The organism is Pseudomonas sp. G7(2022), from assembly GCF_052660475.1.
The window spans coordinates 1,944,724-1,963,462 of sequence record NZ_CP109659.1; the positions used below are offsets into that span (position 1 = coordinate 1,944,724).

The window sequence follows — 18,739 nt, forward strand, 5'->3', positions numbered from 1 at the left end:
AAGCCTGCCATGTTAAGTAGAACTGCCTCGGATCTGTACTGGATGTCGCGTTACCTGGAGCGGGCGGAAAACCTCGCACGGATGCTCGATGTCAGCTATTCGCTGTCGCTGATGCCGCAGGACGGCCGTGGCGACGGTCTGCACGAACTGGCGATGCCGTTGCTGATCACCGGCACGCTGGACGATTACCTGGAACGCCACGGCGAATTGCATGCCGAGCGATTGCTGCACTTCTTCGCCCTCGACGCGGCTAATCCGGCGAGCATCTACAGCTGTCTCGGCGCGGCGCGAGCCAGCGCCCACGCGGTGCGCGGGCGAATCACCGCCGACATGTGGGAGAACATCAACGCCACCTGGCTGGAGATTCGCGGGATCGCCAATCAGGGCCTCAGCCGTTATGGCATGAGTCGTTTCTGCGAGTGGATCAAGGAGCGTTCGCACCTGTTTCGGGGCGCGTCCTACGGCACCATCATGCGCAATGACGCGTTTCGTTTCATTCGCTTGGGCACCTTCATCGAGCGGGCGGACAACACCTTGCGCCTGCTGGACGCCCGTTACGAAATGGCTGGCGATCAGGCGGAAGCTGTCAGCGACGGCACCGCCCATGCCTATTACCAGTGGAGCGCCTTGTTGCGAGCCTTGTCATCGTTCGAGGCTTACACCGAGATCTACCGCGACGCACCCGGCGCCCGGCATGTGGCCGAGCTGCTGTTGTTGCGCGCCGACGTGCCGCGTTCGCTGCGGGCCTGCACGGAAGAGATCGACCAGATTCTCGCGCAACTGCCGGGGGCCAACGGTCGTCCTGCGCAACGGCTGGCGGCGGAAATGGACGCACGCCTGCGCTACACCGGTATCCACGAAATCCTCGAGGAAGGGCTTCACGCCTGGCTTACCGAGTTCATCCCGCTGGTGCGCCAGTTGGGCAACGCCATTCACAGTTCCTACCTGGAGGCCGCATGAGACTTTCCATCAGCCACGAGACCACCTATCACTACGAAGATCAGGTGCGGGCGAGCATCCAGTACCTGCGCCTGACACCTCACGACAGCGAGCGTCAGCATGTGCTGAGCTGGCAGCTCGACCTGCCGCGCCCGGTACGCGCCCAGCTCGATCCGTTCGGCAACATCCTGCATGTGCTGACCATGGACGAGCCCCATGAAGCGATCATCATCGGCGCCCGTGGTCAGGTCGATATCGACGAGTTGCGCGAGGCGGAGCATGAGAGCCAGTCGGCATTGCCGTTCCTGCGTTTTACCCGGCTGACCGAGGCTGACGAGGCACTGCGGGCGTTCGCCGAAAAATCCTGCAAGCAACGACGCGACCGCAACGCATTGATTGACCTGATGCACGGTTTGAACCAGCACATGACTTACAAGCCCGGCTCTACCGAAGTCGACACCAGCGCCGCCGAGGCGTTTGCCGGCCGGGCGGGTGTTTGCCAGGATCATGCCCACGCGTTTCTGGCTTGCGCGCGCAGCCTGGGCGTGCCGTCACGTTATGTGTCGGGTTATCTGTACAGCGAGGATTGCGAGCATCTGGCCAGTCACGCCTGGGCCGAAGCCTGGATCGATGACGCCTGGTACAGCTTTGACGTGACCAATGAACTGGCGCGGCCGGAGCGACACCTGAAACTGGCGGTGGGGCTGGATTACCTCGACGCCTGCCCGGTGCGGGGCATGCGCCGTGGCGGCGGGTCAGAGCAGATGCACGCGAAAGTGCTGGTGTCGCCGACACCCGCGCCAATCATTTCGGTGCAGCAGCAGTAAACGGCGTAGCTGGCTTACTGGGCGGGCGCAACCTTGCGCCCGGCCATGTGCTGCAAATACCCGATCAGTTTCTGCAGATCCGCATCCGGCAACACCTCGGCGGAAAACCCCGGCATTTTCGCCTGCGGCCACTGACGCAAACTCTGCGGATCGCGGATGTAGCGCTTGAGGAAGTCCGCGCCGAAATACTCGGTCGGGTTGTAGGGAATATTCAGGTCAGGCCCGAACTGCGCATCGCCCGCGCCATTCAGGCGATGGCAGGCCAGGCAGTTCTTCTGGAATAGCGCAAACCCCTGATTCACCGGGTCGTCGGCCTTCAACGCAGGATCCGGCAGCAGGGCAGGGAAGCGCTCGGCCACCGGCGCCATACGCTTGATGCTGGCGACTTCGAACGGCCATTGTTCCGGGCTGATTTTGCCGGCCTGGGGATCGGTCCACACCAGATAGAACGGGCCGGCGCTGTGCTTGCCTTCCGACAGCAGCGGCCATGGGTGGGCCGGGTCTTCGATGGCCAGCCAGGCGCGGGAACCTTTGGTGTTGAGCAGCGGTGCAGCGGCCAGCTCGGCGGCGAAACCGTCCAGTGCCACCGCCTGCAGGTGATCTTGCGGTTTGATCCCGGTCAGCAATGCGGCCACGGGTATGGCGCGATAGGTCATGTCCTTCTTGTAGGACACATCATTCTTGATCGTGAGGGTTTGTACCTGAGGATGCTTGAGCAATTCCTCGGTCTGCCAGGTGCGGCTGTTCGCGCCCAGCTCCAGATTCAGCTGTGCGGCAGACAGGGGCAGGCTCAGCAGCATGGCCCCAAAGAGAATGAGCGTTTTCAATTGATCGCCGTCCATGTCGTGGAAGTGCGTAAAGGTTGGCACAGCCACGCTGGCCCGGGTAGCGGGCCAGTCACATTTTCAGTGGCGATACGCAATACCTGCCGCTTGAATCAGCCGATGACCTTGGTCAGATTCGGCAATATCAACAGCAGCGTCGTGGCGAAAAGAATGAGCCCTGCTTGACGAACTTTCGGTTGTTTGAACATGGCTTGACCGCCTTTATTGTTATTTCCTGATGCCTGCCTGCATGTCCATGATGGCAAGCGCTGCACTTCCTGTTGAAGAACGCCTGCCTCGGCAAAACCCGACGACAACGACGTACATGTTCACCTTAGGGCCCGCGTCACGCTTGGCTTAGATCCATTTCATATGTATTTGCTGCTGAACGCGATTAAAAAGGCATGAGGCCCATTGCCAGCTCCTTTGCCGCCCTTTTGCTAGACAGCTTGGCGACCTGAACCGGTTAACCTGGCCGGGAATGACCGTCCGTCTGAGCGTGCGCGTCAACGTCATTGAGCGCTGTGGTCATTGATTCCGAAAGCCCCCCGGCCAAGAGTGGAGGCACGAATTTCACTCACCGCACAGGTTCGAGAACGTCATGACCCAAGCTTTGATTTTCGACGCGTTACGCACGCCCCGTGGCAGGGGCAAGACCGACGGTTCGCTGCACAGCGTCAAACCGGTGAACCTGGTGGCCGGGCTGCTGACCGCGTTGCAGGCGCGCACGGCGCTGGACACCAGCCAGGTCGATGACGTGGTGCTCGGCTGTGTCACGCCGATTGGCGATCAAGGTTCGGACATCGCCAAGACCGCCGTGCAGGTGGCCGATTGGGACGTCAGTGTCGCTGGCGTGCAGATCAACCGGTTCTGCGCCTCGGGCCTGGAAGCGGTAAACCTGGGGGCAATGAAAGTGCGCTCCGGGTTCGAAGACCTGGTGGTGGTCGGCGGCGTCGAATCCATGTCCCGCGTGCCGATGGGCAGCGACGGCGGCGCCTGGGCGCTGGATCCGCAGACCAACCTGCACAGCCATTTCACCCCTCAAGGTGTCGGTGCCGACCTGATCGCCACCCTTGAAGGCTTCAGTCGTCAGGACGTCGATGCCTACGCGCTGCACTCGCAACAGAAAGCCGCCCGTGCCCGTGCCGACGGATCGTTCAACAAGTCGTTGGTACCGGTGCAGGACCAGAACGGCATCATCCTGCTCGATCACGATGAGTTCATTCGCGCCGAGTCGACCCTCGAAGGTCTGGGCAAACTCAAGCCGAGCTTCGAGATGATCGGCCAGATGGGCTTCGACGCCACGGCGCTGCGGGTCTACAGCCATGTCGAGCGAATCAACCATGTGCACACGCCGGGCAACAGTTCGGGGATCGTCGACGGTGCGGCGCTGATGTTGATCGGCTCCGAGGCCAAGGGCCGGGCACTGGGCCTGCAACCCCGCGCGCGGATTGTCGCCACGGCGGTCACCAGCACCGACCCGACCATCATGCTCACCGGCCCGGCGCCGGCCACTCGCAAGGCGCTGGCCAAAGCCGGGCTGCGGGTCGAAGACATTGATCTGTTCGAGGTCAACGAGGCGTTTGCCTCGGTGGTACTCAAATTCATCAAGGACATGGCCGTCGACCCGGACAAGGTCAACGTCAACGGCGGCTCGATTGCGATGGGCCATCCGCTGGGCGCCACCGGTTGCGCAATTCTTGGCACCTTGCTCGATGAACTGGAAGCCCGGCGCCTGCGCTATGGCCTCGCGACGCTGTGCGTCGGCGGCGGCATGGGCATCGCGACCATCATCGAACGCCTCTGACCCCAAGGAACCTTGTCATGACCCAAGCCATTCGTTACGAAAAAGGTCAGGACGGCATCGTCCTCTTGACCATCGACATGCCAGGCCAGAGCGCCAACACCATGAACGCGGTGTACCGCGCGGCCATGGCTGAAAGCGTCGCCCGTTTGCAGGCGGAAAAAGATGACATCGCCGGGGTGATCATCACTTCGGCCAAGAAAACCTTTTTCGCCGGCGGCGACCTGAATGAACTGATCAAGGTCGGCAAGCCTGAAGCCAAGGCTTTCTACGACATGGTGCTGACCCTGAAGAGCCAGTTGCGCACCCTGGAAACCCTCGGCAAACCGGTGGTCGCGGCGATCAACGGCGCGGCGCTCGGTGGCGGCTGGGAAATCTGCCTGGCCTGCCACCATCGAGTGGCGCTGGACGATGCGTCGGTGCAACTCGGCCTGCCGGAAGTGACCCTTGGCCTGTTGCCGGGCGGTGGTGGAGTGGTGCGCATGGTGCGTATGCTCGGCATCGAAAAAGCCCTGCCATATCTGCTCGAAGGCAAGAAAGTCCGTCCGCAGCAGGCGTTGCAGGCGGGGCTGATTGATGAGCTGGCAGCGGATCGCGATGAGCTGCTGGCCAAGGCCCGGGCCTGGATTCTGGCCAATCCTGCGGCCGTGCAGCGTTGGGATGTGAAGGGTTATCAGATTCCCGGCGGCACGCCGTCAAACCCGAAGGTTGCACAGATGCTGGCGATTGCGCCGTCGATCCTGCGCGCCAAAACCCAAGGCACTCTTCCGGCACCGGAGAAGATTTTGTGCGCGGCGGTGGAAGGCGCGCAGGTGGATTTCGACACCGCGCACCTGATCGAAACCCGTTACTTCACTGAGTTGACCACCGGCCAGATCTCGAAAAACCTCATCGGCACGTTCTGGTTCCAGCTCAATGAAATCAATGCCGGCGGTTCGCGTCCGCAGGGTTTTGCACCTTATGCGACGAAGCGTGTGGGCGTGCTCGGCGCCGGGATGATGGGGGCGGGAATCGCCTATGTCAGCGCTGTGGCCGGGATCGACGTGGTGCTCAAGGACATCAACCTTGCCGCCGCGCAAAAGGGCAAGGCGCATTCGGCGGCACTGCTGGACAAGAAAGTTGCTCGCGGGCAAATGTCCTCGGAGCAGCGTGAAGCGGTGCTGGCGCGTATCCACCCGACCGAAAGCGATGCCGATCTGGCGGGTTGCGATCTGATCATCGAGGCGGTGTTCGAGGATCGTCAACTCAAGGCCAAAGTCTCGGCGGCGGCGCAGCAGGTGGCTGGCGCCGACGCGGTGATTGCCTCCAATACTTCGACCTTGCCCATCACCGGGCTGGCGGCTGCGGTGCCGGATCAGAGCAAGTTCATCGGCCTGCACTTCTTCAGCCCGGTGGAAAAAATGCCACTGGTGGAAATCATCAAGGGTGCGCAAACCAGCGACGAAACCCTCGCACGCGGGTTCGATTTCGTACTGCAAATCAAGAAAACGCCGATTGTGGTCAATGACAGTCGCGGCTTCTTTACCTCGCGGGTGTTCGGCACTTTCACCAACGAAGGCATCGCCATGCTCGGTGAAGGCGTCAGCGCGCCGATGATCGAGACCGAAGCGCGCAAGGCCGGCATGCCCATCGGGCCGCTGGCGATCTCTGACGAAGTTTCCCTCAGCCTGATGAGCCATATCCGTCAGCAAACGGCCAAAGACCTGCAAGCAGAAGGGAAACCGCTGATTGAGCACCCGGCGTTCGCCGTGATTGACTTGCTGCTCAACGAATACAAGCGGCCGGGCAAGGCAGCGGGCGGCGGTTTTTATGAGTACCCGGCGGGTGGGCAGAAACATCTGTGGCCCGAACTGAAAGCCCGTTTCGAGAAAGCCGACGGGCAGATTTCGCCCAAGGATGTGCGTGATCGACTGCTGTTCGTGCAGGCCATCGAGACTGTGCGTTGCGTAGAGGAGGGCGTGCTGACTTCGACGGCGGATGCCAACGTCGGTTCGATCTTCGGCATCGGCTTCGCGGCCTGGACGGGCGGCGCGTTGCAGTTCATCAATCAATATGGCGTGAAGGATTTCGTCGCGCGGGCGCAGTACCTGGCGGAGCAGTACGGCGAGCGTTTCGCACCGCCAGCCTTGTTGCTGGAAAAAGCTGCGAAGGGCGAGTTGTTCTAACGGGGCGGGGACGCATTTCGGGGCTTGCCTTGCCGGGTGGTTTCAAGGCAGGCTCTGAGCTGTGCATTATTCCCATCACGTGTCAGGTATTTTTTATGTCGTTACGCATCTGCATTCTGGAAACCGACATCCTGCGTCCGGAACTGGTCGATCAATATCAGGGTTACGGGCAGATGTTCCAGCGCCTGTTCTCGCAACAGCCGATCGCCGCCGAGTTCACGGTGTACAACGTGATGCAGGGCGACTATCCGAGTGATGACCTGACCTTCGATGCGTATCTGGTCACCGGCAGCAAGGCTGACTCGTTCGGCACCGCCCCGTGGATCCAAACCCTCAAGCAATACTTGCTGACCCGCTATGAGCGCGGCGACAAACTGCTCGGCGTGTGCTTCGGCCATCAGTTGCTGGCGCTGCTGCTGGGCGGCAAGAGCGAGCGCGCCACGCAAGGCTGGGGTGTCGGCATTCACAATTACAAACTGGCGGCCAAGGCGCCGTGGATGAGCCCGGTGCGTGAAGAGCTGACGCTGTTGATCAGCCACCAGGATCAGGTCACGGCACTGCCGGAGAACGCCACGGTGATTGCTTCCAGCGATTTCTGCCCGTTCGCCGCGTACCACATCAACGATCAGGTACTGTGCTTCCAGGGGCATCCGGAGTTCATCCACGACTATTCGCGGGCGCTGCTGGATCTGCGTCAGGAAGCGCTGGGCGAGCAGGTGTACAGCAAGGGCGTGGCCAGCCTTGAGAACGATCACCACGGCACCACGGTGGCGGAATGGATGATGCGTTTCGTGGCGCACAAGCCAAACGCTGCTTGAACCCGAAAGCCCCCGTGTCCTGCGCGGGGGCTTTTTTTCTTACAGCCAGCCTGATTTCTTGAAGCTCGCCCACAGGCTCACGCAGCCCACCGTGATAAAGCCCAGCACGGCGAAATAGCCGTAGTGCCAGCTCAGCTCCGGCATGTTCTGAAAATTCATCCCGTAGATCCCGGCCACCGCTGTCGGGAAGGCCAGAATCGCCGCCCATGCCGCGAACTTGCGTTGCACCACGCTTTGCCGTGACGCTTCCAGCAATACACCAACCTCGATGGTCTGGCTCGCAATGTCGGCCAGGGTGGTCAGGTCTTCCATTTGCCGTGTGACATGGATCTGCACATCGCGAAAGTAAGGGCGCATGTTCTTGTCGATGAAGGGGAAGCTCAGTTTCTGCAATTCCTCGCCGATTTCCACCATCGGTGCTGCGTATCGACGCAAGCGCAGTACGTCGCGGCGCAGGCCATGAAGTTTCTGGATATCGTGCTCATTCAGCGCGCTGCACAACACATTGCGTTCCAGTTCATCGATCTCGGCGTGGATTGCTTCGCCCACCGGCTGGTAGTTTTCGATGACGAAATCCAGCAGCGCATACAGTACGAAATCTTCCCCGTGTTCCAGCAGCAGCGGCCGCGCCTCACAGCGTTGACGGACATGGGCGTAGGAAGCCGAATGACCATTGCGCGCGGTGATGATGTAGCCCTTGCCGGCGAAGATATGAGTTTCGATGAACTGCAAAATCCCGTGCTGGCGCACGGGTGAGTAAGTGACGATAAACAAGGCGTCGCCAAAGGTTTCCAGCTTCGGACGACTGTGTTTTTCCAGAGCATCCTCGATGGCCAGTTCGTGCAGGTTGAACTGGCGTTGCAGGTTGGTCAGCTCCTGGGCGTTCGGCTCTTCGAGGCCGATCCAGACGAAGTGCCCGGTCTTGGCGGCCCAGGCGGCGCCTTCATCGAGGGAAATATTGGTGACTTTCTTACCGGCGCTGTAAACCGCAGCAGCAACAACTCGACCCATGGTGGTGGTTCACTTCTTCTTGGCTGATGGCAGGGGAGGCATGGCTTCAGCTTAGCCGTGTCGCTGCTTGAGAGTCAGTGAAATCTGCACAGTTCACCGGGCAAAAGAAAACCCGCACAGGGCGGGTTTCTTTTTCACGCAGCTTGCAGTTGTCGATCCATCGCTTCGATGCATTCGCGCATCTGTTCGCGGCACTGGCTGATGAGCATGGGCATGTCGTCCATGGTCAGGCCGGCGGTAGGAATCGCCGGCAGCGAGCGTATGAGAATTTTCCCGCTGCGCCAGCGGTTCAGACGCATGTGCTTGATGTAGCTGCTGACACACACCGGGACGATCGGCACGCCAGCAGCGATGGCCATCTGGAATGCACCTTTCTTGAATGGCAGCAGTTCTTCGCCCAGGTTGCGCGTGCCTTCCGGGAATACCCAGATCGAGGTGTCTTTATGCTGCAAGGTGTCGGTGGTGGTCAGCATCGACTGACGTGCCTTGCGCGCGTTACCGCGATCAATCAACACATTGCCGGCCAGCCAGAACAGTTGCCCGAACAGCGGCACCCATTTCAGGCTTTTTTTGCCGATGCACACGGTCCGCCGCGGCACTACGTTGCCGAACACGAACAGGTCATAGTTGGACTGATGGTTGGCGATGATCACGCAACTGCCGGGCTTGTTCATCAGCTGTCCGACGTCTGCCTTCACTCGCAGGCGCAGGATGCACATGGCCGGCAGGGCATAGAGACGGGCGCACAGACGACTGTTATCCGGATTGAATGGCCGGCACAGTCCGAGAATCACTCCGAGCACACCCGCAAGAATAAAGTGCAGACCCATCAATAACATACGAAACACAAACAGCATTTTCAGGCCCACCGGGACAAAAGGTGGCGCAGTGTACGGATGTGCACTGTTTTCGGCAATTGCCGCTATAGAGTCAGGAGATGGGCGATGTTTAAGCGCATGTTTCCAATTTAGCGGTCAGATGCGTCCTAGAGCTGCCGGGGAGTTTTAAACCGTGCACGTAAGAAAAAGCCCGACACGATGGTCGGGCTTTTCTTTGAAAGGAGCGAAGGGGCTCAGCCCAAGTGTTCCTGATCCTGAATGATCGCGTTATCCAGTGTTTCCAGCAGCGCCTTGCGCACCTTGAGCTTGGTGTTCTTGTGCGCAGTCATGTTGATCTTCTTCAACTGACGCGCAGCGGCGAGGGCGGCACCTTGCAGCTCTTCGGCCGAAACTACTTTATCGAGGAAACCAGCATCCACAGCACTTTGCGGATCGAACATCTCGCCGTTGATCACCGAGCGATGGAAGGCTGAGCGACGCAGGCGATCGCGGGCCAGCTCGATGCCGGCGTGGTGCATGGTCATGCCGATCTGCACTTCGTTCAGACCAATGCTGAATGGGCCGTCGACACCGATCCGGTAATCGGCGGACAACAGAATGAACGCACCCTTGGCCACGGCATGACCCGGGCAGGCAACGATCACCGGGAACGGGTGCGACAGCAGACGACGGGCGAGGGTCGAGCCGGCGGTTACCAGCGACACGGCTTCTTTAGGGCCGGCGGTCATCACCTTCAAATCGTAGCCGCCGGAGAGAATGCCCGGCTGGCCGGTAATGATCACGATTGCGCGATCCGCCACCGCCTGATCCAGCGCCGCGTTGAAGGCTGCGATCACGTCCGGGGAAATGGCGTTGACCTTGCCGTTGCTCAGGGTCAGGGTCGCGATACCGTCTTCGAGGTGGTAGGCAATCAGGTCGCTCATGGCGCAATTCCTTATAAGAAAGATGGGCAGACGTTACCCACCGTCGCCGGTCAGGTAAAGCACTGTGACTGACCCGCCGGTCACCCTGGAGCGGCTGATACACCGCAACGTGCCCCACGGCAAACGCCTGCGCGCCTATATAGAAGGGCCGCGCTCACCCGAGATTGGCCGGATCGCCATGGCCCATCGATGGCGGAAACGACTTTTTCTCTTAACCGCATGAAAATTCTGAAAAAAAGTTTGCCATCAGAAAAGCTTTCGACTACATTAGCGCGCCTCGACAGACAGAACATGTTTGAAGAGATACGGTGAAGTGTCCGAGTGGCTTAAGGAGCACGCCTGGAAAGTGTGTATACAGGAAACTGTATCGAGAGTTCGAATCTCTCCTTCACCGCCAAATTCGATGTAAACAAAACCCCTGGTTTCGAAAGAAATCAGGGGTTTTGTGCATTCTGGTGTCCGGATTTTTTGGTCACAGAGATGGGGTCGGCTTCATTTTGCCGGGGCAGTACAATCGCGGTTTTATCCGGCATGTAAAAGGGCGACCTCAATGATCATTTCCACCACCCACTCCATCGAAGGCCGGCAGATTACGGCCTATCTGGACATCGTCAGTGCCGAGTCGGTGCAGGGCGTGAATGTGATTCGCGATATGTTCGCCGGGATGCGGGACTTTTTCGGTGGGCGTTCGCAGACGCTGGAGCGGGCGTTGAAGGAGGCGCGTATGCAGGCGACTGACGAGATCAAGGAGCGTGCACGGGCGTTGCAGGCGGATGCGGTGGTCGGGGTGGATTTCGAGATCAGCATGCCTGCGGGGAAGGGCGGCATGGTTGTGGTGTTCGCGATGGGCACGGCGGTCAAGCTGCGCTGAGCAGCGGTTAACAGATTTGTGAGCCCATTCAACGCAATGGGCTCCTTGCCTTGAATCAGCCCTGTGGTTTGAGTACGACAGTGCCTTTCGAGTCGTAGGTCAGGGGCGTATCGATTGCAACCATTGGCGTACCGCCAGGCTGGACCGGGTCTGGGTGGTAGATCACGCCAGGTTTGCCAGGCTGCACTGGACTGGGTCCGTCCAGTGGCTTGATGACGATTTCACCTGAGGCAAGCTTCTCCTTGAATTTTTCCGCTCCGGCTTTACCGGCGGCGATCTGCTCGTCCGTGAGCTTTACAACAGGCATCGGTGGGAATCCTTTGATTTCCATGTTCTCTCCTTGAGATTCATTGCGTAGGAAAAAGGGCAACGGCCAGTCGCCGAGAATCTTTAGCTGTGTGGGACCAATGGTTCATCATCGCGCTGAGTTTTTGTGTAGGCCATTCGTCGGGCGTCGGACGGTATGAATCACAAGTCCAGGAATGACCGGCTAGTCTCAAAAGCCTTGGAGGTCGATATTTTTCCAGGCAAAAGGGTCTTGCCGGTATCGACCCGCTTTTGAAAGGGGTGAAGAGATGACTGATCCGTACATCGAAGACGACGGGGCTGAGTTTCCATTCAACAATTGCGTACGCTGTGGCCAAACTGAGTATCAGGCGGGCTTCGGAGAAGATCCGGTGCAGACCGGCAAGATCAAGTCGACAGCACCCAAGGGGCCTAAAGCCAAATTTCTGCCCAAGGTGACGGCACGTTCCAGGAAGTAATCCGGATGCCACAGTACCCCGCCATCGAGCGGGGTTTTTTATCGCTGATTCGAGAGATATGCCCTACAGAAATTGCTGATTCATTTGGCTTCTTTCACAAACTTTTCACACCCTTCTACGTAGGGTGAAGCCATCCGTTAGAAAGCAAGTCTCCAGCCCGTCTCCCCAGCGGGCTTTTTTTTGCCTGCCATAAAACCTTTTTAAAAATTGCTGTCCAATCGGCGCCAAGTGCGCGGGGGTGCTGGACATTGCCGCGACAACAGCATTCAATCTGCGCCCTTTTTTCTTCCTTTTGTTGAGGTTTTCGACATGCGTTTAACTCTGCCTGCTCTGGTTCTGGGGCTTCTGGTTGCTCAAGGTGCAATGGCTGGTGATGGTACCGCCGCACTGGGTGGCGGTCTGGGTGGCGCGCTGGGTAATGTGGTCGGCCAGAAAATGGGCGGCAGCACAGGCGCGGCCATTGGTGCCGGTGTAGCAGGTGCGGCCGGCGGTGCCTTGGCAGCGAAGAAAGGCGCCCGCACCAAAGCGGCCATTGGCGGCGGTGTTGGCGCGGCGGGCGGTTCGATCATCGGCAACAGCCTGGGTGGCAAGAACGGCGCGACCATCGGCGCCGGCCTGGGTGGCGCAGCTGGCGGCGCAGTGGGCAGCAACCTGTCCAAGGGCCACAAGCGTCACTGATCGCGAATGCATGTCTGAAAAGGCCCGGCTTTATGCCGGGCCTTTTCGTTGCTGAACGTTTTTCCGAAATACACCTCCAATTGCATATAGCCCCTCTCCGGGCATACCGTCCCGATCCGGGACCTGCGAGGTCTGTATGCGATCGACTTTAACTGCATTGGTTTTAGGATTGCTTGTGGCGCAGGGCGCCATGGCTGCCGGCGATGGTTCCGCGGCGGTCGGTGGTGGTCTGGGCGGTGTGCTGGGTAATGTTGTCGGCGGACAGCTTGGTGGCAGCACGGGTGCTGCGGTTGGTGCCGGCGTGGGCGGTGCGGCTGGCAGTGCCGTCGGAGCGAACAAGCACAATCGCACGGAAGCTGCCATTGGCGGCGGCCTCGGTGCCGCTGGCGGTTCAGTGATCGGCAACAGCCTCGGCGGCTCCACCGGTTCGGCCATCGGCGCAGGATTGGGTGGCGCGGCGGGTGGCGCGGTCGGCAACAACCTCGGTGACGATGGTGGTAGATCTCACTCTGGGGGAGGCCACAAGCACAAGTACAAACACAAGAACCGTCATCATTGAGTGATCGGTCTACGGAAACCCGGCGTTATGCCGGGTTTTTCTTGTCTGTGCGTCATGCGCAGGAACGATTCGCGACCATACTTTTCGAACGTTTACACGACTGATATTCACGAGGTGCGCCATGACTCCCGAAACCGAAGGCAAGGAAGAAAAAGGTCCGAGCGGGTTGCCGTTTATCAACGATCCGGGGAATGAAGATCCGGGGTCGTTGATGGATGATGCGACGGTTCCGCTTATGGAGGGTGAGGAGGAGCTTGAGTATGAGGATTTTGATGATGATGAGTGATTTGATTTTTTAGGACTTTATCCATTCCAGGTAAAAGGATCGTTGTTTTTCTGGATCGTTGGTTAGATTTTGATCTTCGTAGTCAAAAATAAACACAATATCCTCTAGGTTGGACTCTTTCCCGATTGTGAGTTCATAAGCTTTTAGTCCGAGTGACATTTGTGATGACATGCTTGAGGTGTGGACGTTTAGTTTTGATCCTTTGCAGAAAAATGTAATTTCTGGGTTGTCTTGTCGTAATGAACCAAAACATTTGTAGAAGTCGCTACCCGCGTATGTTTTGCAGGCGTTATCTTCGAGATTTAAAGTTATGGTTTTCGCCTCGCTATTACAGATTAGCTCTGCGTGTTTTTTTTCATTGTGAACGCCTATGCATATGGTAAATCGCGAAATCATTTGTCTATCATCCTGTAAGGGTTGGGAATCGAATAACCAAACTCTCTGCCGTCATCAATGATAAGAGTAGCTCCCAGAATGTCTTCCCTTCTGATTTCTTTGGGGATAGCAACCTCTTGCTCCCTACCAAACCTATAAGCCGATCCCAGCTCGTTTTTTAGATTATGTCCTGGGATCATTTTAAGTGTGTAAATAAATCCAGGTGTTGTGAAGCTGGATGTCGCAAATTCTTTGCCCATATCCCTAGATAGCGATGTGCTAATGAAATTGCTTGGGGGGTAGTCACTATCAATTGAGTGAAGTAGCAAATCATTGCTGTCTCCCTTGCTTTTAAATCCGTTTTCAAAAACTTCTGTAGGATCTTTTTGGTCCCCACGGTACAAATACCTACGCTGTATTTGCGGGGTAGGGACGTTAATGGTGAGTTCGCCGCCTTGAATTATTTTTGTCGGATCATCTTGTTCAACTGATGGTTTGTTACAGCCGTCACCTCCTGGACAATTACTCAACCCCAACGGATCCACCCACCCCGTCGGATTCGGCACGTACTGATACTGATTCAGCCCCCCAGCCAGCTTCACCGGATCCGGCGTCAGGTACCGCCCAACGTCCGGGTCGTAATACCGATGCCGGTTGTAATGCAGCCCGCTTTCGTCATCGAAGTACTGCCCCTGAAAGCGCAGCGGCTGGTCCAGGTAGTCCTCGGTTGCCAGTTCCAGCGAGGTGACTTTGCCGTAGGCGCTGTATTTGGCTGACCAGACGATGTCGCCGCTGTAGTCGGTCAACTCCTGCGGGGTGCCGAGGTGGTCGAGCTGGTAGTAGAACGGGCAGGCGCGTTTCGGGCCTTTGCCGTCGAGCATCGCCAGCGGACGAAAGGTGCCGGGTTCGTAGATGAAGCTGCGGTGCTGTTCCTGGCTGCTTTCGGCGATCAGGTGCTCGCCTTGCCAGAAAAACTCGGTGGTCTGGCCGTCGACGGTCTTGCGGATGCGCCGGCCGAAGGCGTCGTATTGGTAGGTGGCGGTGGTGCCGTCAGGGCGGGTCAGGCCGATCAGGCGGTGCTGGCTGTCGTAGCGGTATGCAGTGACGAGTTGCTGAGCGCGGCCGCGGCGTTCGCGGATCAGGTTGCCGAAGGCGTCGTAGTCATAGTGGCGGTCGCCCTGCATCAGCAGGCGGTTGCCCTTGATGCTGGCCGGGCCCGGCCGGTCCTGCATCAGCAGGTTGCCGGCCGGGTCGTGGGCGAAGTTTTCCGGCAGGTCGTCGCGGGTGTGACGTACGCGGATCAAGCGGTTGAGGGCGTCGTACTGGTAGCTGCGCTGGCCGTGGCGGGTGTCGGCGATGTGTTCGAGGTTGCCGTTGGCGCTGTAGGCAAAATCGCGGCGGTACAGAGCGCTGCGTTGATGGCCTACGGCGTGGGCGCTTAAGCGGCCCTGTTCGTCGTAGGAATATTCGCTGAGCAGCAGGCCTTGCTGGCGCTGCTGCTCGCGGCCGTTCTGGCAGGTGTGGCGGGTGAGCAAGGCGCCGTTGAGGTCGATCGCGGTCAGCGCGCCGCCCTTGGCGTAGTGGTAATCGAGCTTGCTGTTGTCCGGCAGACGCAGGCGAGTGAGCTGGCCGCAGGCGTCGTAGGTGTAACGCAAGGTGCCCCAGCCCTGATGCTCACGCACCAGGCGGTCCTGCAGGTCGTACTCGAAGGCCAGCGGGTGATCCTGGCCGTCATCCACGCCGACCAAACGGCCCAAACGGTCATAGCGGTAGCTGACCTCGACCCCGTCCGGCAGGGTCTTGAGCAGCAGGCGCCCGGCGCTGTCGCGTTGGTAAGTGGTGACCAGCGTCGAGCCGTCGTCGCCGAACTCGGTCTTTTCCAGCAGATGACCGTTGCGGTCGTAGGCGTAGGCGGTGCGTCGGCCATCGAAGCCGGTTTCCTGTCGGATCAGTCCGGTCGGCGTGTAGTCCAGCCGGTACTTTTCGCCCGACTCGTTCTCGATTTCCGTGAGCAACAGCTGCGCATGGTCGTAGCGGTATTGAATCCGCGTGCCGTCGGGGTTGATCCGCCGGCTGACCAGGTGCAGGTCGTCGTCATATTCGTAACGGGTGATGCGCCCCAGTTCATCGCGTTCGGCGGTGACCTGGCCGTAGGCGCTGTAGGACCAGGCACGGGTGGCACCGGTCGGCATCGTGGTCTGGATCAGCCGGCCAACGGCGTCCCAGGCATGGCGGGTGATCGCGCCATGTTCGTCCTGCGCAGTAATCCGCCGTCCCAGCGCATCGTAGGAAAACTTCCGAACCCCGCCGTCCGGCAGACTTTCCTCGACCAGTTGCCCAAGGTCATTCCACACGAACACATGCCGACCCGAATCCGGATAACGGATCGACAGCAACCGCCCCTGCGGGTCGTAGTAGTAATGGGTGACATGGCCGTCGGGATCGACCGCTTCGGTGACGTCGCCCTGGGCGTTGCGCCGGTATGTCCACACCGCATCGCCACGCGAACGGCTGTGCAGGAAACCGTGGCGGTACTCGTAGGACGTTGGCGCATCGTCCGGCGGAATCAGCGCGATCAGCCGTCCGACGTCGTCGTAGCGGTATTCGGTGACCGCGCCCAGCGCATCCTGCTCGGCGATCAGCCGGCCCTGAGCATCGTAGGCCTTGAGCTGCTCGCCACCGTCGGCGGCGACCTGACGCACCAGCCGCGCCGTGTCGTCGTGGACGTAGGTCTCTTCAGTCCCATCGACGTAATGCACCGTGACGCTGCCGGCGTCATCCCAGACGTAACGCGTATCTATCTGCGAAAACGACGCCCAGTGCCGCACGCAACGCGCCGCCTTGCCGGCACGCTCCCACTCCCAGAAGAAGCTCGCGCCGCCGCTCAATTGCCGTTGCAGAATGACGTGCTGGTCGTCGTAGTCGTAACGCTCGCTCTCGCCGACGGCGTTGGTCGCGTCGATCAACCGATGACGGGCATCAAAGCGGTAGCTGACCAGCGTCTGCTCGGTGCGCCAGGCCGACTCACAAAAAACCTGATAATCGACGGCGACCAGATGCGCCCGCTCGTAACGCAGCAGCAGCGAACGACCGGCCCCGTTATCCAGGCGCTGAATCCGGTCGGAATGATCCCGATGCACCGTCAGACGATTCGCATAGGCATCGCTGACAGCGGTAAGACGTCCAGCCCGAAAGTGATAAAACCGCGCCGCGTCCCCCGCCAGCGCGACGATCAGTTCCTCCGGCTCGTCCCCGAGAAAAATCGCCGCCCGCGACAAACTGTTGTGAATCGCCGGCCGCTCGACGCTCGGCAATGGAAAACGCGTGCGCCGGTTCTCATGGTCAACCCAGACCACCGAAGCACCATCGACCTCCAGCCGATGCGCCAGCGAATGACTCCAGCCAAACCCCAGCCCGACATCGATCTCCGCCGCACTGGTGCGATACAAGCGGCTGAACTCGAACGGCAACAGCCCGTCGAGCACGCCGTCTGTCAGCGTCAGCAATTCTTCGCCGGTGACCATCGACACCGGACAGCCGTTGGTGCAGGTCCGCGGCGCACAATCGGCACTGTCACCGTTGGGGTTTTTAGCCTGCTCCGAAGCATCATCCCGAGGCTCATGCCGTTCCATGCGCGTCATGGCGTGGGACTTGTCACGGGCAATGGCCGCCGGATTGGGCACCGTCAGCACCAGCGTATCCGCCGTGCGGACTTCCAGCGGAATGGCCGGTGTCGGGCGTAACGGCGCCGGGCGCGCATTGATCATCAGCGGTTTCAAAGCGCTCGCATGTCGGGTCAGATCGGGCGCCGAGGTCAGCTCTGCCAGCCGCAACGCCGACGCCGCCAGCCATTCCCGCGCACGCGGCGACTTGATCTTGCCCAATACCTTTGTGCTCAACCGCAGCGGCACACCCATGCCACCCGACACACACATCAACAGAAAACCGACCAGCAGTTCGGCCCTGACCTCAGCCACCACCTCGGCCAGAAAGTGCGGCGGCAGCATCTTCAGCCAACTGGTAAAGGCCGCCAGATAAATGAACAACAACGGCTCATCGCTGAGCATCAGCAGACCATTGGCGATGGCCTCGGACGACGCGGTGAGCAGGGCATCCAGTTCAACAGCGGAAAGGTATTGCAGAAGCTTTTCGCTGTTGGCCTGCAAGTCGGCGAGCAGGGCAAACAGTTGCTTCACGTCATCCCAGACACCATTCAGGGCCGTTTCGAAACCGCGCCAGTCGGCCTGCTGCAACTGACCGTAACGCTCGGTGAAACCGGCGCTGGAAAACTCCGTCCACTGCGGTTGAAATCCTTTCCATTCCTCGCGCAGCCAGCCTTCCAGGCCATCGATAAGGCCCTGATACGAGGCATACAACGCCTGGATATGCGCGGTGGAAACATCGGGAAAGAAGGTGATGCGATAACGCTGGCCCCGGTCGCAATCGTCGACCTTGAGAATGCCACTGGGACCGATGGTGTAATGCAGCGGTTCGCCGAACTTCAGGACACCATCGACATCGGAAATGACCGGTTCCAGGGTCACCGGCGTGTCGCCGATCGGAACGAAGCGCGCTGCTTCGAACATGTGCACCAGCGTCATGGAGCCAGTGGCGGAACACATGGCCACGGAGGAACTGATGGGCTTTCGGCTGGCCACGGGTGCACTGAGCCGCACATCGTTACCGACCTCGAACACCTGATCGACATCCAGCGCGTCGCCTGTCCAGAACTGCTCGGCCCAGCTTTCATAGTTGTTGAGGCAGAGGCGGAACTCCTGAAACAGCGTTTCGACGTCGGGCTGGTCAGGGTTCAGCGCAGCGACCACCAGCAAACCAATGCTGTTGTTCAGGGTCAGGAGTCGATCGGATGGAAGCATTCGCAGTCACTCGCGCGCATCAAGGGAATGGCGCGAAACTTTGCGGGGGATCAAACAGGAAAGAAGTCGGGCAAGTAGGCGATGTCTGTAGGGCGATTCTCTAAATGTGCCTGGCAACGTTCGGCGGACAACCGACATTCCCCGTTGCTCAACCTCGGCTGGGCTCGTTATGCTGCTGA

The 18,739-nt window shown here is 59.5% G+C and carries 16 protein-coding genes and 1 tRNA gene; 11 read left to right on the forward strand and 6 right to left on the reverse strand.

Annotation, left to right across the window (positions count from 1 at the left end):
- Nucleotides 1-9 precede the first annotated feature (9 nt).
- Together NE357_RS08880 and NE357_RS08885 are read left to right on the forward strand one after the other, a co-directional pair.
- Nucleotides 10-960 carry an alpha-E domain-containing protein gene (locus NE357_RS08880; RefSeq protein ID WP_096822958.1) on the forward strand — a complete coding sequence of 317 codons (951 nt, stop codon included), beginning with the start codon at nt 10-12 and terminating at the stop codon, nt 958-960.
- Complete coding sequence (locus tag NE357_RS08885) at nt 957-1,766, forward strand: transglutaminase family protein (protein WP_085710657.1); 810 nt, start codon at nt 957-959, stop codon at nt 1,764-1,766. The genes NE357_RS08880 and NE357_RS08885 overlap by 4 nt, the downstream gene beginning before the upstream one ends.
- A gap of 14 nt (nt 1,767-1,780) precedes the next feature.
- On the opposite strand, the gene NE357_RS08890 is transcribed toward NE357_RS08885, so the two are convergent.
- The gene (locus tag NE357_RS08890; protein ID WP_169432610.1) at nt 1,781-2,608 is read right to left on the reverse strand and encodes a c-type cytochrome; all 828 of its coding nucleotides are present in this window, start codon (nt 2,606-2,608) and stop codon (nt 1,781-1,783) included.
- Nucleotides 2,609-3,191: 583 nt separating this feature from the next.
- Between NE357_RS08890 and NE357_RS08895 the strand changes: the two genes are divergently transcribed.
- The 3 genes from NE357_RS08895 to NE357_RS08905 all read left to right on the forward strand — a co-directional run bounded on the left by NE357_RS08895 (nt 3,192) and on the right by NE357_RS08905 (nt 7,377).
- On the forward strand, nt 3,192-4,397 hold the full coding sequence (locus NE357_RS08895) for an acetyl-CoA C-acetyltransferase (RefSeq protein WP_169429535.1): 1,206 nt from the start codon (nt 3,192-3,194) through the stop codon (nt 4,395-4,397).
- Nucleotides 4,398-4,414: 17 nt separating this feature from the next.
- A complete protein-coding gene (locus tag NE357_RS08900) occupies nt 4,415-6,559 on the forward strand; it encodes a 3-hydroxyacyl-CoA dehydrogenase NAD-binding domain-containing protein (protein ID WP_169429536.1) in 2,145 nt (714 codons plus the stop codon).
- Nucleotides 6,560-6,654: 95 nt separating this feature from the next.
- On the forward strand, nt 6,655-7,377 hold the full coding sequence (locus NE357_RS08905; protein WP_169429537.1) for an amidotransferase: 723 nt from the start codon (nt 6,655-6,657) through the stop codon (nt 7,375-7,377).
- Between the two features lie 39 nt (nt 7,378-7,416).
- Here NE357_RS08905 and NE357_RS08910 read toward each other — a convergent pair whose 3' ends face one another.
- From NE357_RS08910 to NE357_RS08920, 3 genes are all read right to left on the reverse strand, one after another.
- Nucleotides 7,417-8,388 (reverse strand): magnesium and cobalt transport protein CorA, encoded by a 972-nt coding sequence (locus tag NE357_RS08910; protein WP_169429538.1) that lies wholly within the window; start codon nt 8,386-8,388, stop codon nt 7,417-7,419.
- Nucleotides 8,389-8,522: 134 nt separating this feature from the next.
- Nucleotides 8,523-9,245 (reverse strand): 1-acylglycerol-3-phosphate O-acyltransferase, encoded by a 723-nt coding sequence (locus tag NE357_RS08915; RefSeq protein WP_169429539.1) that lies wholly within the window; start codon nt 9,243-9,245, stop codon nt 8,523-8,525.
- Between the two features lie 215 nt (nt 9,246-9,460).
- Nucleotides 9,461-10,150, reverse strand: a complete 690-nt coding sequence (locus NE357_RS08920) for a crotonase/enoyl-CoA hydratase family protein (RefSeq protein ID WP_085732367.1) — start codon at nt 10,148-10,150, stop codon at nt 9,461-9,463.
- Nucleotides 10,151-10,457: 307 nt separating this feature from the next.
- Here NE357_RS08920 and NE357_RS08925 point away from each other — a divergent pair.
- Nucleotides 10,458-10,547, forward strand: a tRNA-Ser gene (locus NE357_RS08925).
- Between the two features lie 153 nt (nt 10,548-10,700).
- On the forward strand, nt 10,701-11,021 hold the full coding sequence (locus tag NE357_RS08930) for a YbjQ family protein (protein WP_169429540.1): 321 nt from the start codon (nt 10,701-10,703) through the stop codon (nt 11,019-11,021).
- Between the two features lie 55 nt (nt 11,022-11,076).
- On the opposite strand, the gene NE357_RS08935 is transcribed toward NE357_RS08930, so the two are convergent.
- The gene (locus NE357_RS08935) at nt 11,077-11,352 is read right to left on the reverse strand and encodes a hypothetical protein (RefSeq protein ID WP_169429541.1); all 276 of its coding nucleotides are present in this window, start codon (nt 11,350-11,352) and stop codon (nt 11,077-11,079) included.
- Between the two features lie 244 nt (nt 11,353-11,596).
- Here NE357_RS08935 and NE357_RS08940 point away from each other — a divergent pair, with 244 nt between their 5' ends.
- From NE357_RS08940 to NE357_RS08955, 4 genes are all read left to right on the forward strand, one after another.
- Nucleotides 11,597-11,785, forward strand: coding sequence for a hypothetical protein (locus NE357_RS08940; RefSeq protein WP_085690513.1), 189 nt, complete (start codon nt 11,597-11,599; stop codon nt 11,783-11,785).
- 309 nt (nt 11,786-12,094) lie between these two features.
- Nucleotides 12,095-12,463, forward strand: coding sequence for a bacteriocin (locus NE357_RS08945; protein WP_065258038.1), 369 nt, complete (start codon nt 12,095-12,097; stop codon nt 12,461-12,463).
- A 136-nt stretch (nt 12,464-12,599) separates the two neighbouring features.
- Nucleotides 12,600-13,022, forward strand: a complete 423-nt coding sequence (locus tag NE357_RS08950) for a YMGG-like glycine zipper-containing protein (protein ID WP_169429542.1) — start codon at nt 12,600-12,602, stop codon at nt 13,020-13,022.
- A 121-nt stretch (nt 13,023-13,143) separates the two neighbouring features.
- The gene (locus NE357_RS08955; protein WP_169429543.1) at nt 13,144-13,308 is read left to right on the forward strand and encodes a hypothetical protein; all 165 of its coding nucleotides are present in this window, start codon (nt 13,144-13,146) and stop codon (nt 13,306-13,308) included.
- 392 nt (nt 13,309-13,700) lie between these two features.
- On the opposite strand, the gene NE357_RS08960 is transcribed toward NE357_RS08955, so the two are convergent.
- Entirely contained in the window at nt 13,701-18,560 is a 4,860-nt protein-coding gene (locus NE357_RS08960; protein ID WP_169429544.1) for an RHS repeat-associated core domain-containing protein, read from the reverse strand.
- Nucleotides 18,561-18,739: the final 179 nt, after the last annotated feature.